The sequence below is a fragment of the Paraburkholderia kururiensis genome (assembly GCF_034424375.1).
Lineage (GTDB): Bacteria > Pseudomonadota > Gammaproteobacteria > Burkholderiales > Burkholderiaceae > Paraburkholderia > Paraburkholderia kururiensis_A.
The window spans coordinates 189,879-203,110 of sequence record NZ_CP139965.1 but is presented as its reverse complement, the minus strand read 5'-3'; the positions used below and the strand labels follow the sequence as shown (position 1 = coordinate 203,110).

The 13,232-nt window shown below is 65.6% G+C and carries 12 protein-coding genes; 3 read left to right on the top strand and 9 right to left on the bottom strand.

What is annotated here, in order from left to right; genetic code table 11:
* Window positions 1-42: 42 nt before the first annotated feature.
* From U0042_RS01005 to U0042_RS00995, 3 genes are all read right to left on the bottom strand, one after another.
* Window positions 43-909, bottom strand: a complete 867-nt coding sequence (locus U0042_RS01005) for an SDR family oxidoreductase (protein ID WP_114812322.1) — start codon at window positions 907-909, stop codon at window positions 43-45.
* A 96-nt stretch (window positions 910-1,005) separates the two neighbouring features.
* Window positions 1,006-1,914 carry an alpha/beta fold hydrolase gene (locus U0042_RS01000; RefSeq protein WP_232833450.1) on the bottom strand — a complete coding sequence of 303 codons (909 nt, stop codon included), beginning with the start codon at window positions 1,912-1,914 and terminating at the stop codon, window positions 1,006-1,008.
* A 54-nt stretch (window positions 1,915-1,968) separates the two neighbouring features.
* The gene (locus U0042_RS00995) at window positions 1,969-2,904 is read right to left on the bottom strand and encodes a type 1 glutamine amidotransferase domain-containing protein (RefSeq protein WP_114812320.1); all 936 of its coding nucleotides are present in this window, start codon (window positions 2,902-2,904) and stop codon (window positions 1,969-1,971) included.
* 137 nt (window positions 2,905-3,041) lie between these two features.
* On the opposite strand from U0042_RS00995, the gene U0042_RS00990 reads away from it, so the two are divergent.
* The 3 genes from U0042_RS00990 (at window position 3,042) to U0042_RS00980 (ending at window position 6,016) form a co-directional block, all read left to right on the top strand.
* Window positions 3,042-3,629: a TetR/AcrR family transcriptional regulator gene (locus tag U0042_RS00990; RefSeq protein ID WP_232833449.1), complete on the top strand. Its 588-nt coding sequence runs from the start codon at window positions 3,042-3,044 to the stop codon at window positions 3,627-3,629.
* 117 nt (window positions 3,630-3,746) lie between these two features.
* Window positions 3,747-4,898 (top strand): TDT family transporter, encoded by a 1,152-nt coding sequence (locus U0042_RS00985; RefSeq protein WP_114812318.1) that lies wholly within the window; start codon window positions 3,747-3,749, stop codon window positions 4,896-4,898.
* A gap of 122 nt (window positions 4,899-5,020) precedes the next feature.
* Window positions 5,021-6,016 carry a malate dehydrogenase gene (locus tag U0042_RS00980; RefSeq protein WP_114812467.1) on the top strand — a complete coding sequence of 332 codons (996 nt, stop codon included), beginning with the start codon at window positions 5,021-5,023 and terminating at the stop codon, window positions 6,014-6,016.
* Between the two features lie 63 nt (window positions 6,017-6,079).
* Here U0042_RS00980 and U0042_RS00975 read toward each other — a convergent pair whose 3' ends face one another.
* The 6 genes from U0042_RS00975 to U0042_RS00950 form a co-directional block, all read right to left on the bottom strand.
* The gene (locus tag U0042_RS00975) at window positions 6,080-6,820 is read right to left on the bottom strand and encodes an SDR family oxidoreductase (protein ID WP_114812317.1); all 741 of its coding nucleotides are present in this window, start codon (window positions 6,818-6,820) and stop codon (window positions 6,080-6,082) included.
* Between the two features lie 143 nt (window positions 6,821-6,963).
* Entirely contained in the window at window positions 6,964-7,869 is a 906-nt protein-coding gene (locus U0042_RS00970; RefSeq protein ID WP_114812315.1) for an SDR family oxidoreductase, read from the bottom strand.
* A 62-nt stretch (window positions 7,870-7,931) separates the two neighbouring features.
* Window positions 7,932-9,011, bottom strand: a complete 1,080-nt coding sequence (locus tag U0042_RS00965) for a HoxN/HupN/NixA family nickel/cobalt transporter (protein ID WP_114812313.1) — start codon at window positions 9,009-9,011, stop codon at window positions 7,932-7,934.
* A 77-nt stretch (window positions 9,012-9,088) separates the two neighbouring features.
* Window positions 9,089-10,126 (bottom strand): DUF4331 family protein, encoded by a 1,038-nt coding sequence (locus U0042_RS00960; protein WP_114812311.1) that lies wholly within the window; start codon window positions 10,124-10,126, stop codon window positions 9,089-9,091.
* Between the two features lie 199 nt (window positions 10,127-10,325).
* On the bottom strand, window positions 10,326-11,630 hold the full coding sequence (locus tag U0042_RS00955) for an MFS transporter (RefSeq protein WP_114812466.1): 1,305 nt from the start codon (window positions 11,628-11,630) through the stop codon (window positions 10,326-10,328).
* A 15-nt stretch (window positions 11,631-11,645) separates the two neighbouring features.
* Window positions 11,646-12,983, bottom strand: coding sequence for a PAS domain-containing sensor histidine kinase (locus U0042_RS00950; RefSeq protein ID WP_114812309.1), 1,338 nt, complete (start codon window positions 12,981-12,983; stop codon window positions 11,646-11,648).
* Window positions 12,984-13,232 lie beyond the last annotated feature (249 nt).

Below are 13,232 nucleotides of genomic sequence, written 5' to 3'. Positions count from 1 at the left end.
CCCGGCTGGCGGCACCTACTGTACCAGCCGGGACGGTCAGCGTCAGCGCGCTGCTTTCCCACCCCAGCTTGCCGCGTGATCCGTTACGAACTGCTCGAAGGTGCGCGGGGGCTGCGCGAGCAGCGTCTCGACATCGGGGCTCACTGCCGCCGCGTGGCCGGCCGCGATAGCGCGATTCAAGCTCATGACGGTTTCGATCGACCACGCGTCCAGCTGCGCTTCCCGCATGGAGGCGATCGCGGCTTCATCCGGCACGGCCACGTAGCCGATGCTGCGTCCCAGCGCTGCACCAATGCGCTCAACGACGTCGGCGTTGGACAACGCCTCACGGCCGGTCAGCGTGTACGTCTTGCCGGCGTGCGCGGCAGGTTGCCGGAGAATCGAAGCGTTGACGGCCGCTATGTCGCGCACGTCGACGAACGAGACCTTTCCCTCGCCCTGTGGCAGATAAAGCGTCCCTGCGCGGATCGCATCGCCGTAGAACGTCAGATAGTTCTGCATGAAGCAATTTGGCAGCGTCAGCGTGTACGCCATACCGGACTGCTTCACCAACTCGTCGATCTGCCTCTGGACGAGACCCACCGCAGAAGGGTTTGCGGACACGGCTTCGGCCCCCGACGAGCGAACGATGTGCTTGACGCCGGCCATTCTGGCCGCGTCGAGGGCATTGCGGGCCAGCTCGACCATGTCGGCCTGCAGCGGAAGCAGCAGGAACAGGGTGTGGATGCCGCGCAACGCGGGCACGAGGCTCGCGGGGTTCGCGAGATCGGCATGGCGGGTTTCGATGCCCTCAACGGCTTTGCCGGTGGACGACATGGCCACGAGGTTCGCTCCGGCCGCTTTAAGCGCGTTGACGAGTTCGCGGCCTACGGTGCCGGTGGCACCGGTAACAAGAATGGTGTTCGACATGCGGTGTGGGTCCTTGATAGAACGTGAGTTTGAGTACGCTGCCAGCCGTTGGAGCGCGCAGCGTGTGCCTAGGGGGGCAGGCCATCCAGGAGCATTTCAGACGGCGGGGCAGAGGGTTGATTGGGTGTCCAGAACGAAGCGGGCAAAGTCGTCCGGCTTGTCGAGCGAAACGATGTGACCGGCGTCATTCAGAACGATCGTCTTTGCATTCCTGATCAGCTTCACGTTCGCTTCGCGTTCGACCGGACGCGACCAATCGCGATCGCCGTAGACCAGCGTGACGGGGGCGTCGATCCTTGTGTAGCCCTGTCTTGCCGAAACGTAGCTCGGCAAGGCTCTGTACATGGCGCGCGCGAGCTGTGAGTAGCCCGGGCGTTTTCCGCTTTTCAGCAATTCGTCGATGAAGTCCGGCGGCAGGTTGCGCGGGTCGTGAAGGCCGCCTTTGAGGATGCCGGCGAGTGTGGACCGGCTTTCCATGGCCGCGAAAGCCGGCCCGATAACGGGCGCGCGCACGCTCTTGACGACGAGGGACGCGAGCAGATTTGCCCGCTCCACACCCGGAAGATAGTCGTACGGGTTGAAGGCAACGACTTGTTTCACGCGATCGCGGAGTACGGCTGCCGCGGTCAATGCCAACGTGGCGCCTAGCGACTCGCCCACCAGGGTGACGTCGCGCAGATCGAGCCGTTCGATGAAGTTCACGACATGTGTGCGCATTGCCGGCTCTTGATAGTCGGCGCCAGGCACGATTTCCGACCACCCAAAGCCGGGGTAATCGAACGCATACACGGTGAAGCGACCGACGAGCTTCGGGATGACGCGCTGAAACAGGTCCAGCTGGGTACGAAGGGAGTGCAGCAAAACCAGCGCCGGACCGTGGCCCGCGCGCAGATAGCGGACCTGAGGGCCGCCGTTCGTCAACGACATGAAAGCCGGTTTGTGACTGGGCCACCAGTGTTGCGTATAGTCGACTGCGTCTTGAGTAACCATGATTTCCTGATTCATAGGGAATGCGAAGTAAAGCGCGTATTGCTGGCGATTCTGCAGGCGTTAATGTGGTCAGGCGCGAGCGGTAGCGGTTTGTGCGGCCGGTTGCCCGGAGCGAGAGTCACCGCCCGCGCATCGTGACCGCTCGACTGCCGCAGCGTCGAGCACTGCGGCAAACATGCGGGCAAAGGTGTGGACGTCTCCCGGCCAGCGCGCGGACACGTAGTTGCGGTCGCGCACCACCCAGGCGGGACGATTGTCCGTCGCGGTATCGCGGGCTGTACCGCTCGTCTTGCGTCGGAAATCGGGGTCGCCTGCGGGAACGTCGACGAAGTCCCCGGCGCTGGCGAGGGCGCGCGTGACTTCTTGCTGTACGGACATGTACCCGGCCGGTTGTCCCGCGGCCTCCGTATAGGTGCGGTAATAGTTGCGATCCCAGAAGCGCCCGACATGGGCCAGCACACTTGCCTTGCGTTCGAGCGCCCAGGTGAGCGCCGTGGTCTTTCTTCCGTATAGCACGGAGAGGCCATCGGCCCGCGTGCTGCGGGCGGCCAGCAGCACGCCATGACAGATCGCGGCCACCGGTTTTTCCTCGGCGAAGAAGTCGGTGGTGACGCGCTGAAGGTGAGAACTTTCGAGGTACTCGCGCATGCCGCGCGCCCAGTGTCCGCCGCCCAACAGCAGGCCGTCGAAGTCCTTGTGTCCGGTCTGGTCCCAGCGGATGGGGTTCGCAAAGTTCGCGTCACGCTGCATTTCGGCATAGGCGCGCCGGGCGTCCGCGTTGGCACCCAACAGGTGGCCCAGGACGCGGACATTGCGAAGCACCGGAATGCCGCTCCAGGGGTCTAGCCCGATACCAGAGAGCATGATCGGGTCGCAGGCGCCCGGTTTGCCGTCCGGCGTTGCGAAGACGACCTGATGGCCGCACTGGGTCAGGATTTTCCAGCTCACTGAGACTTCGGAGGGATCGAAATCGCGGCTGGGAAGCGGCAGCAGAATTTGGCTCATGGCGAGAGTCCTTTCGATGGAGACGGTTGGCTCGATTGCCTCGGTTACATCGAAGTCTGGGCTCAGGCGTCGATGTGATGACATATAACATAACGGCGGCTTGACCGGTCGTCAAGCAAAATGTTATAGATAATCACATGACCAAAAATTCAAACGGAAAAACCTCCGCGCGGGCCGGCTACCATCACGGCGACCTTCGGCGGACGCTGGTGCGAATCGCACGGGAAGAGATTGCGCAGAGCGGTGCCCATGCGGTGTCGCTGGCCTCGCTTGCGCGGCTTGCCGGCGTTAGCCAGCCGGCCCCTTATCGGCATTTTGCGGACCGCGACGCATTGCTCGAGGCGGTCACGACGGAAGGGTTCGACGAGTTCTCGGCGACGCTGGCCGCCGCCGCATCGGCTGGAGAGGCAGGCGGCGCGCTGAAAGCCATGGCGCTTGCCTATGTCGCATTCGGCGAAGCGAATGTCGAACTCTATCGGCTGATGTTCGCGTCGCACGTCGTGCCCAAGGCGGGCTCGGGAAGCGCGCTGGAAGCCGCCGCCGTGGGCGCCTTCAACCGCTTGCGTGAAGCCTTGTCCGCTACGACTCCCGCAGATCGCGTCGACGACGAAGCCCATCTGGTCTGGGCTCAACTGCATGGGCTTGTCATGCTGAAGGCGGACGGCCACATCAAGCGTCCGTTGTCGCAACTGGTGGAGGTATCGAGCCTCTTCAACCGGGGCTGATCATGCCGGGCGTGCCATGCCAATAAGGTATCCCGCAGATACCAAACCTGTATTTTTCGTATGGCAGCGTGCGCTCTACATTGCATTCATCCGATGCCTTTGAAGAGGGACACTGCGATGAACGCGAAAACGTATGGCGCATTGCCGACGCACCGTCGGCAAGGATGGGCGGAAAGAGTGCGGCAATTCACGCCGAACTGGTTTGCCATGACGATGGGCAACGGCGTCGTGTATCTCGTGCTGGCGGGACTGCCGTGGCATTTCGCCGGGCAGACGGCGTTGGCCCAGATGCTCTGGGCCGTCAGCATCGCGCTTTATGCCGTCTTCACGGCGATGCTGATCGGGCGCTGGGTCTTCTATCCCGAGACGATCCGGCCGATGCTGCATCACCCGCTGCAGTCCATGTTCCTCGGCGCGGTGCCCATGGGGCTGGCGCCGATCATCAACGGCATCGTGCTCTTTGCTGGTCCGCATCTGGGCGACGGCGCCTATCAGCTCGCCTATAAGCTGTGGTGCCTCGACGCGCTGCTCGCGATCGCCGTGGCCATCGGCGTGCCGTACATGATGTTCACGGCCCAAAGCCACGCGTTCGAGCGCATCACGGCGGTGCTGTTGCTGCCCATCGTCGCGCCCGAAGTGGCTGCGGCCAGCGCCGCCGTGCTGGCGCCGCATGTCGATGCGCAAACGGCCCGCTTCCTCGTGGCCGCGGGCTACGTGCTCTGGGCGCTTTCGGTGCCGCTCGCGTTCAGCGTGCTCACCGTCGTTTTCTTCCGGCTCGTCATTCACAAGCTTCCGCATCGCGACCTGGGCCCGTCGAGCTGGCTCACGCTGGGTCCGATCGGCACCGGCGCACTCGGTCTGCTGACCCTCGGTCTCGCCGCGCCCGCTGCGTATGCCGGCACGCCGCTCGCTGCCACGGCGCTGGTCGCGCGTGACATCGGTTTGATCGGAAGCTTGCTGCTGTGGGGCGTGGGCCTCTGGTGGCTGGCTACGGCCATGCTCTTCACGGTGCGCTACTCCCGCGAGGGCTTGCCCTTCAATCTTGGATGGTGGGGCTTCACGTTCCCGCTCGGCGTCTACACCGTCGCGACCTTCGGGCTGTATCGCGCGACAGGCTTCGCTGCGTTTGCCGTGTTCGGCGGCGTGCTCGCGACGATGCTGGGCGCCTTCTGGGTGGTCGTGCTGTCGCGTACGTTGCGCGGTCTTGCGCGTGGCGAACTGTTCCATGCTCCGTGCCTCGTTGCTCTGTCGCGAGCCGCGCTGGGCTGATCCGATCGCTCCCGCGCCGCGTCGGTCCGCGAAGTGTGCGAGACCCGTGGCGCATCGAATGGGCGTGTGAATCCGCTCGATCCCTGCGCCCTTACGTTCCCTTCTCCATGAGAAATCTCATGATGTCCAAACCCGCACAGCGTGTGGCCGTCACCGGCGCGGCCGGCCAGATCGCGTATTCGCTGTTGTTCCGCATTGCCCGCGGCGACCTGCTGGGCGAAGATCAGCCCGTCATCCTCCAGTTGCTCGAACTGCCGCAAGCGCTGGAGGCGCTGCGTGGTGTGGTGATGGAACTCGAAGACTGCGCCTTCCCGCTGCTGCGTTCCATCGAAATCAGCGACAACCCGCGCGTCGCGTTTCGCGACGCCGACTACGCGATGCTCGTGGGTTCGCGTCCGCGCGGCAAAGGCATGGAGCGGCGCGATCTGCTGGCAGCCAACGGCGCGATCTTCCGCACGCAGGGCGAGGCGCTCAACGAAGTGGCGAGTCGCGAGATCAAGGTGCTCGTGGTCGGCAATCCCGCCAATACCAATGCGTGGGTGGCCCGCCGCTATGCGCCGGACCTGCCGGCCGACGCCATTTCGGCCATGATCCGCCTCGACCACAATCGCGCGGTCTCGAAGCTTGCCGCGCGCTGTGGCGTCGCAGTAGACGCGGTCAGCCGCATGATCGTCTGGGGCAATCATTCGCCCACGATGTACCCCGACTATCGCTTCGCGTTGATCGACGGACAGCCGGCGGCGGTGCGCGTGGCCGACGAGCGCTGGAATCGCGAAGTCTTCATTCCGGAGGTGGCGCGTCGCGGCACCGCGATCATCGAAGCGCGCGGGGCATCTTCCGCGGCCTCGGCCGCGAATGCCGCCATCGACCAGATGCGCGACTGGATTCACGGCAGCGCCGACGGCTGGGTGTCGATGAGCGTGCCGTCCGATGGCTCTTACGGTGTGCCCGAAGGGCTCATGTTCGGCGTGCCCGTGATCTGTCGCGACGGCACGTTCGAGCGGGTTGCGGGGCTCGAGATCGACGCGTTTGCGCGCGAGAAGATCGGCGCTTCGGTACAGGAGCTGGTGGAAGAATCGCTCGCCGTCGAGGCCATGCTCTTCGCGCACGGCGCATGACGGTGGCAGGCGCACGGGAACGGGCACGCCCGTGTCCGTTCCCGCGCATATGCGTTGTGCGGCTCAGCACATGCCGCCGTTCGCGCGCACGACCTGGCCGTTGATCCAGCCGCCTTGCGGACCCACGAGGAAGGCGACCACGCTCGCGATGTCTTCGGTCTGCCCGAGCCGTTCCAGCGGATTCATTTTCGCCATGCGGTCGATGAGTTCGGGGCTCTTGCCCGCGAGGAACAGATCGGTGGCAACGGGCCCGGGCGCCACGGCGTTCACGGTGATGCCGCGCCCGCGCATTTCCTGCGCGAGAACCTGTGTGAGACCTTCCACGGCGCATTTCGTGGCGATATAGACCGCATACGTGGGCAGACGCATACCGGTCACGCTCGTCGTCAGGTTCACGATGCGTCCGCCGTCACGCACGCGGCGTGCGGCTTCGCGCGACACGTTGAACGCACCCTTGAAATTGATGGCGACGGTTCGATCGAACGTGGCGTCGTCGAAATCCACGATCTTTGCCTGATTCATGACACCGGCGCTGTTGACGACCACGTCGATGCCGCCGTACGCCCTTTGGGCCGCATCGAACAGGGCGATGGCGGCTGCCGGATCGGCAATGTCTGCTTTGACGAGCAAGGCGTCGCCACCCGCCTCGCGAATCTTCGCGGCGACTTCTTCTGCGGGACCTGCATGGCTCGCGTAGTTGACGACGACGCGAAAGCCGTCTTGCGCGAGGCGAATGGCGATCTCGGCGCCAATGCCGCGCGACGAACCGGTGACGATGGCAACCTTGCCGGACGATGAGGACATACCGCGCTCCTTGAGATAAATGCCCGGTCGCGGTCGGCGGGCATCGCACGACCGGCGCCGGACGGTTGAGTGGATGGCTTGTATCGAGACGGCATCGCGCTGCGCCGGCGGCGCTGGCACGCGCGCCGACGCAGCGTGCCCCCTCAGGCGGCGGTGTGGACCTGCGGCACGAGCAACTCGCCTAGCCCTACTCGATGCAGCATCTCGGCCCGCAGCCGGTCCAGAACGGTGAAGCCCACATTCGCGCCGTCTTCGGTGGGGTCGATGTGCACGCGAAACGGCCGCTTGCCGAACGGCGCGTCCACCACCTTCACGATGGCGTCGGCGACGAGGCTCGCATCGGCGTCCGGCGGCACGATGGCGGCGAACGCTTCCTGAACCTCCTTGCCGAAGCCGGCGTACGGTCCTGTTTCGTACTCGGCGGCGCGAGCCTGATCGGCGGGCAGGCCGGCGTGCGGGAAGTGGTTGGTGCCGCGCGTGAAAGCGCCCGGCACGATGATCGACGTTTCGATGCCCCAGCGCGACAGCTCGCGCGCGTAGAGCACGGCGATGGCGTCCATGGCGGCCTTCGCGCCGAAGTAGGGCGCAAGGTACGGCGGCGTGCCGCCGGCCGCGCTGCTGCTCGATACCCACACCACGAGCCCTTGCTTCTGGCCGCGCAGGTGCGGCAGCACCGCGCGGTTCACGCGCTGCGTGCTCACCACATTGACGTCGTAGAGTTGCGTGTACTGTTCCGGCGTGAACGCTTCGGCCGGGCCGAATGCCATATGGCCGGCGTTGTGAATCAGCACGTCGATGCGTCCGGCGTCGGCGATCACCTTCGCGACCGCCGCCTCCACCGACGCTTCCGACGACACATCGAGTTCCACCGTGCGCAGGTCCGTACCGGCCTCGCGCGCGCGGGCCGTCATCTCTTCTGCGACCGGCGCATTGTGGCCGCGCGTGTCGCGCATCGAGGCATAGACGGTGTAGCCGGCTTTCGCCAGTGCTTCGGCAGTCAGGCGCCCGAAGCCGCTGGAGGCGCCGGTGATGAGAACGACTTGGCTCATGATCGAATCTCCCTGAACGGTTGGATGGCGTGAAACGCGGGTCAATGGGATAACCCATGAAGTCATGCGTCGTGCGCGTCGCGCACGGCGTGTTCGGGGACGACGGACCATCGCTCTTCGATGCGTCCGAACTTCCATATCGCAGCGGAAACGGCCCACGTCGCGACGAAGAGTCCGACGATGGCGTAGCCTGCCTGGTTGAGATTCACGCTCGAGGTCCATGCCGCAAGGACGCCGTGCTTGCCCGCTGCGCCGAGCGCGGCATCGAGCAGGCCCAGCACTTCGATGGTGGCAATGCCCACCGCGACGCTGGTGGAAAGACCCGTCACGACGAGGTTGTAGTAGATCTTGCGCACGGGCTTGTCGAGCGCCCACCCGTAGGCATAGCTCATGAACGAGCCGTCGATCGTGTCGAACAGCAGCATGCCCGCCGCGAACAGCACGGGCAGGCAGAGAACGGCGTACCACGGCAGCCCCGATGCCGCGCCCGAACCCGTCAGCACGAGCAACGCGATTTCCGTGGCGGTATCGAAGCCGAGGCCGAAGAGCAGGCCGACGAAATACATCTGTGCGGGCTTGCGCACGATGCGCATGAGCGGCGCGAGCACGTGCGTCACGAGGCCGCGCGCTTCGAGGCGCTGCGTCAGATACGCGTCGTCGTAGCGGCCGGTCTTCATGTGCCGGAAGACCTGATAGATGTCACGGAACGCAGCCACGTTCAGCAACGCGATCACGAAGAGAAAGCCGCTCGAAATGACGGCACCCAGCACGCCCGTCAGCGTGCGAAACGTGGAGCCGCTGTCGACCAGATGGCTCGACACCGAACGCATGCCCACCGCGATCAGCAGCGAGAGGCCGAACACGATGCTCGAATGGCCGAACGAAAACCAGAAGCCCACCGACAACGAAGGCTTGCCTTCGCCCACCAGCTTGCGTGTGGTGTTGTCGATGGCGGCGATATGGTCGGCGTCGAACGCGTGGCGCATGCCGAGCGCGTATGCGGCGATGCCCGCGCCGATGCCCAATGCCGCGGAGCCCCCGCCGCGATGCAGCGGCGCGACGAGCGCGAGCAGCGTGCCCCAACCGGCAAGGTGGAGGAGCGCGATGAAACCGCCCATCGCGGCGACAGGACGTGTAGACATGGCGGCTTGGTCAATAGAGAGAAGGCGGGGTTGGCGCGCCTCGCCGCGCACGGCTTGCGCGGCGGAGCGCACCCGCGTTATGCGACGGCCTTGGGCACGTACGGAAACGTGGAAGAAGGCTTCGACGTGACCGACTCCTTGCCGATGCCGAGACTGATCGGCGTGTTCGCGGCCATCGTGAACATCACGTCGGGCGCGTTGTCGGTCATGCTCCGGCCGTTCCAGAGTGCGACGCCGAACACGGCCGGCGTGCCCACCGTGTACGGCAGCATGTTGGGCAGAAAGCGATGTGCGAGAGCGGTGGCATAGCCTTCGGGGTCTTCGGTCGTGCCGTTGGCCCGCACGGCGCCGGCAATGGAGCGGATGAGCTGCGCGCCGTACGTCTCGAAGTCGTCGGCGGGGCGGCCTGCATTCAGACGGTCGCCCAGGTCTTCGTTGTACTGCGTGAAGAGCGGGTGAATCATGGGCAGGCCCACGCGGTTGATGGAGCGCCAGCCGCCTGCGTCCGTGGCGAGTGTCGCGACCGCCCATACGCCGATGTTGCGGCTGGCGCCGGCTGTGGCGAGCAGGTCGGCGTCGGGCACTTCCAGCACGATCGAGTACACCGTGTGGCCCGCGAAGAGGTTGCGTGCGTCGGCGGGTTGCCAGCTGCCGAGGTCGAGCGGCGTGCCGTCCTGGAATGCGTGGCCCACCGCATGCAGAACGTCGGGTTCGATCCAGAACGGGTCGCCCGCGCGGCCCGCCCATACACGCAGGCCGGAAGGCGCCGTCACGGTTTCGTCCGTGCCGCCGCGCGCCACCACTTCGCCCTGTGCGTGCGGGTCCGTTGCGTCGGCGCCGGCAATGCGGCGCACGACGAAGCGCTGTTTGCCTTGCGCGTCGCGTTCGTCGAACGTGATGCGATAAGTCAGGTCCTCGACGGCGTCGTGATCCAGATCGATCTTGAATTCATAGAAGCCTTCGGGATGGTAGCCGGGCGTGCGTCCTTCGCCCGCTATCGAGTGGCACACGTTGATCACGAACGCAGTGCCCGTTTCGCCGCGAAAGCAGTACAGATCCGTGATATCGAGGCGCACGTCCTGACGGGCGAGCGGGGAGTCGAGATGGTGAGACATGGTTCGATCCTTTCCGTAGGGTCAACGACGATGGGGCGGCGCCGCATCGCGCGCGCCGGTTGCCGCGCATTGCGCTGGACGACGGAAAGGAGTGTGGCGCGCGAGCGGGGCACGCGCTGTCGGCAAACGTGAGGGCATTGCCGATTCGCACGGCGACGATGCCGTGCTCGCGCGACTAACCCGCGACTAACGCGCCGCGCTACGCGCTGGCGGCGGGGCCTTGCGCGCCCGCGGTGTTCGAAGCGCGCAACAGGAGCAGGGCGATCAACGTGACGGCGGCGGACACGAACACGTACCACCCGGCGGCCGCGTGCGAGCCGCTCCATGCGGCGACGGAGGCAACGACGAACGGCGTCGTGCCGCCGAACAGCGCGACGCCCGTGGCATAGACGAACGACATGGCGAGGGCGCGCCCGCGTACCGGAAACATTTCGAGGATCACGACGATGGTCGGCCCACCCGCGAGTGCGGAGAGCCCCGCAAACAGCGCGACGACGCAAAAGAGCGCGATGGGTTGCGGATGCGTAGCCGCGTAGTGAAACGCGGGCACTACGGCGAACATCGTCAGCGCGCGGGCGAGCGCGATGGTGCGCACGCGGCCGATGCCGTCCGCGAGCCGGCCCCCTGCCACCGAGAGCGCCAGCGTGACCATGCCCACTGCCGCCGTCGTCATGAACGAGGCGTAGGCGGACGGCGACGCGCCCGCCACGCCGAACGTGGTCGCGTAAGTGGCTACATAGGTGGGCACGGTGCCGCCGAAGATCAGCACGACGGCGAGCAGCCATTGCCCGCGCAAGCGGGCCAGCATGCCGCGAAACGGCTGCGCCTCGTGCGGCGGCTGCCACGTCTCGGCAATATGACGGCGCAGGTAGATCTGCACGGGAATGAGCGCGGCGGCGAGCGCGAACGGCACGCGCCAACCCCATCGCCCGATCTGCTCCGCGGTGAGCAGACCGTACAGCGCGATGCCGCAAACGCCTGCCGCGACGAGCGCGAGCCCTTGCCCCGCCATCAGCCAGCCGGCGTACAGACTCTTTCGTCCGGCCGGGCAATGCTCGATCAGCAAGGCCCCCGACGAGCCCATTTCCCCGCCCACGGCCACGCCTTGCAGGATCCGGCAGAGCAATACCGCTATCGGTGCGAATCCGCCGAGCGTCGTATAGCCCGGCGTGAGCGCCACGCCGAGCGAGCCCGCGGTGACGAGTGCCCCCGTCAGCAACAGCGCCGGCTTGCGCCCGGCCGTGTCCGCCTGCGTACCGATGACGAGCGCACCGACAGGCCGCGACAGGAATCCGGCCGCGAACGTGCCGAGCGAGAGCAGCGGTCCGTATGCGCCCACGGCATGCGGAAAGAACGCACGCGCAATGAAGGCGGCGAAGACCGTGTAGCAGAAGTAGTCGAAGAATTCGATCGCATTCGCGAGCACGATGGTGGCCAACGTTGCCGGCGCTAGACGGTGCGAAGCCGTTGCGTCGGCGTGGCTGTAGTCCGGGGAACGGTGCATGGGCATTGCGCTGCTTCAGCGCGAACCGTCGTTGCCGTTCAAGGCCGCACGCGTGGCGTGCGCGACGAGTCTGCCGGTGCCGTGCGCGCGAGCCGAACGGGGCAGCGTGAAGCAGAACCGCGTGCCCGCGTCGCCCGTGTCCGCCACCCATATCGCGCCGCCGTGCGCTTCGACAATCGACTTCGAGATAGGCAGGCCCATGCCCATGCCGTCGCTCTTGGTGCTGGAAAGCGGTTGAAAGATCGCGTCGGGCTGCAAGGCCTGGATGCCGCCGCCCGTGTCCACCACTTCGAAAAGCGTCTGCGAGTCGTTATAGCGGCGTGCCCGCACGGTCAGCAGCGGCGCGCGGCCGGCGGCGCTCGCGGCGGCAATCGCGTGGATGCCGTTGATCAGGAGATTGGTCAGCACCTGCTGCAGCTGGATGCGGTCCGCGTAGGCGGTGACTGCGGGCTCGATCTCCTTTGCCAGCGTGATCGCGTGTGCGTTCGCTTCCGATGCGATCAGCAGCATCGCGGAATCCACGATCTCGGCGCAGTCGAGTTCGACCGCCTCCACCGGCGCGCCCGCGAGAAAGCCGCGCAGACGCCGGCAGATGCCCGCGATGTCGTCGGTCCACTGCGACGCATGGCGGAACGCGGCGAGCGCTTCGGTCACGTTGGGTTCGGGCCGATCCAGCCAGCGCACGGCGGCGTCGAGCCCCGTGCGGACCGCGCCGAGCGGCTGGCCGATCTCGTGCGTGATGGACGCCACGAGCTGCCCGACCATCGACACGCGCGCCGTGCGCGCCATCTGCGCGCGCAGCGCCTGCAGCCGGTCGGCGTTTTCCTTGTGCTCGGTGACGTCGAACGCGTAGAAATGCAGGCGCCTATATTGAGCGATGTCCTTCGGCAGCGAACAGCGCCAGACGATGGGCACTTTTCGGCCCGTGAGCGTGGTGAGAACGCGTTCGCCCTGGCACGATGCGTGGCCTTCGAACATCGCGCGCAGCACCTGCGAGTTGCTGAACCGGTTCGCCGGCAGCAACTCGCGCGACCATTCGAAAAAAACTTCCTTCGACGCGGCATCGAAGAGTGCGAGCGTCGCGTCGTTGGCATCGACGAACGTGTGCAGTTCACGCAGCTTGTCGATCACCTCGGGGTGCTGATCGATGTAGGACTCGAGATCGTCGATGCCGTTCGTTCTGAGCGAGTCGACCCACGCTTTGATACCCGACCAGTCCTCGATCAGAATCGGAATGGGCGCATCGCGGAACAGCCCGTCTGTTTCGACAAGCGCTTCGTTCGCAACGTGCGCGGACGCATTCAACGGTTTCTGTGTCGGCGCGGCTATCGCCTCGGCATTTGGCTCGTTCATGCGGCAGGTCCCGATACGGGCGTGTGGACAACTTTCCCTGAACTGCGGCGGCGGGAAGTCGCGACAAGAAAGTTGCGGCGATTATACAAAACCAAAATGCTGCGAAAACCGTCTTGAAATGCTTTTCGCAGCGCCTTTGCGGGCACATCGCATTCATGCGTTACGCCGATTTTCGCAGTGTCTGCGTTTGTCTGCTTTCAGAGCGTGCAAATCGAAAAACATCGTGTCGGTGCGGCGCGCATAGTGGGA

Bases quoted from the DNA above. Each gene is read 5' to 3' on its own strand.
- U0042_RS01005 (WP_114812322.1), bottom strand. From the start codon at position 909: ATGTCGAACACCATTCTTGTTACCGGTGCCACCGGCACCGTAGGCCGC.
- U0042_RS01000 (WP_232833450.1), bottom strand. From the start codon at position 1,914: ATGAATCAGGAAATCATGGTTACTCAAGACGCAGTCGACTATACGCAA.
- U0042_RS00995 (WP_114812320.1), bottom strand. From the start codon at position 2,904: ATGAGCCAAATTCTGCTGCCGCTTCCCAGCCGCGATTTCGATCCCTCC.
- U0042_RS00990 (WP_232833449.1), top strand. From the start codon at position 3,042: ATGACCAAAAATTCAAACGGAAAAACCTCCGCGCGGGCCGGCTACCAT.
- U0042_RS00985 (WP_114812318.1), top strand. From the start codon at position 3,747: ATGAACGCGAAAACGTATGGCGCATTGCCGACGCACCGTCGGCAAGGA.
- U0042_RS00980 (WP_114812467.1), top strand. From the start codon at position 5,021: ATGTCCAAACCCGCACAGCGTGTGGCCGTCACCGGCGCGGCCGGCCAG.
- U0042_RS00975 (WP_114812317.1), bottom strand. From the start codon at position 6,820: ATGTCCTCATCGTCCGGCAAGGTTGCCATCGTCACCGGTTCGTCGCGC.
- U0042_RS00970 (WP_114812315.1), bottom strand. From the start codon at position 7,869: ATGAGCCAAGTCGTTCTCATCACCGGCGCCTCCAGCGGCTTCGGGCGC.
- U0042_RS00965 (WP_114812313.1), bottom strand. From the start codon at position 9,011: ATGTCTACACGTCCTGTCGCCGCGATGGGCGGTTTCATCGCGCTCCTC.
- U0042_RS00960 (WP_114812311.1), bottom strand. From the start codon at position 10,126: ATGTCTCACCATCTCGACTCCCCGCTCGCCCGTCAGGACGTGCGCCTC.
- U0042_RS00955 (WP_114812466.1), bottom strand. From the start codon at position 11,630: ATGCACCGTTCCCCGGACTACAGCCACGCCGACGCAACGGCTTCGCAC.
- U0042_RS00950 (WP_114812309.1), bottom strand. From the start codon at position 12,983: ATGAACGAGCCAAATGCCGAGGCGATAGCCGCGCCGACACAGAAACCG.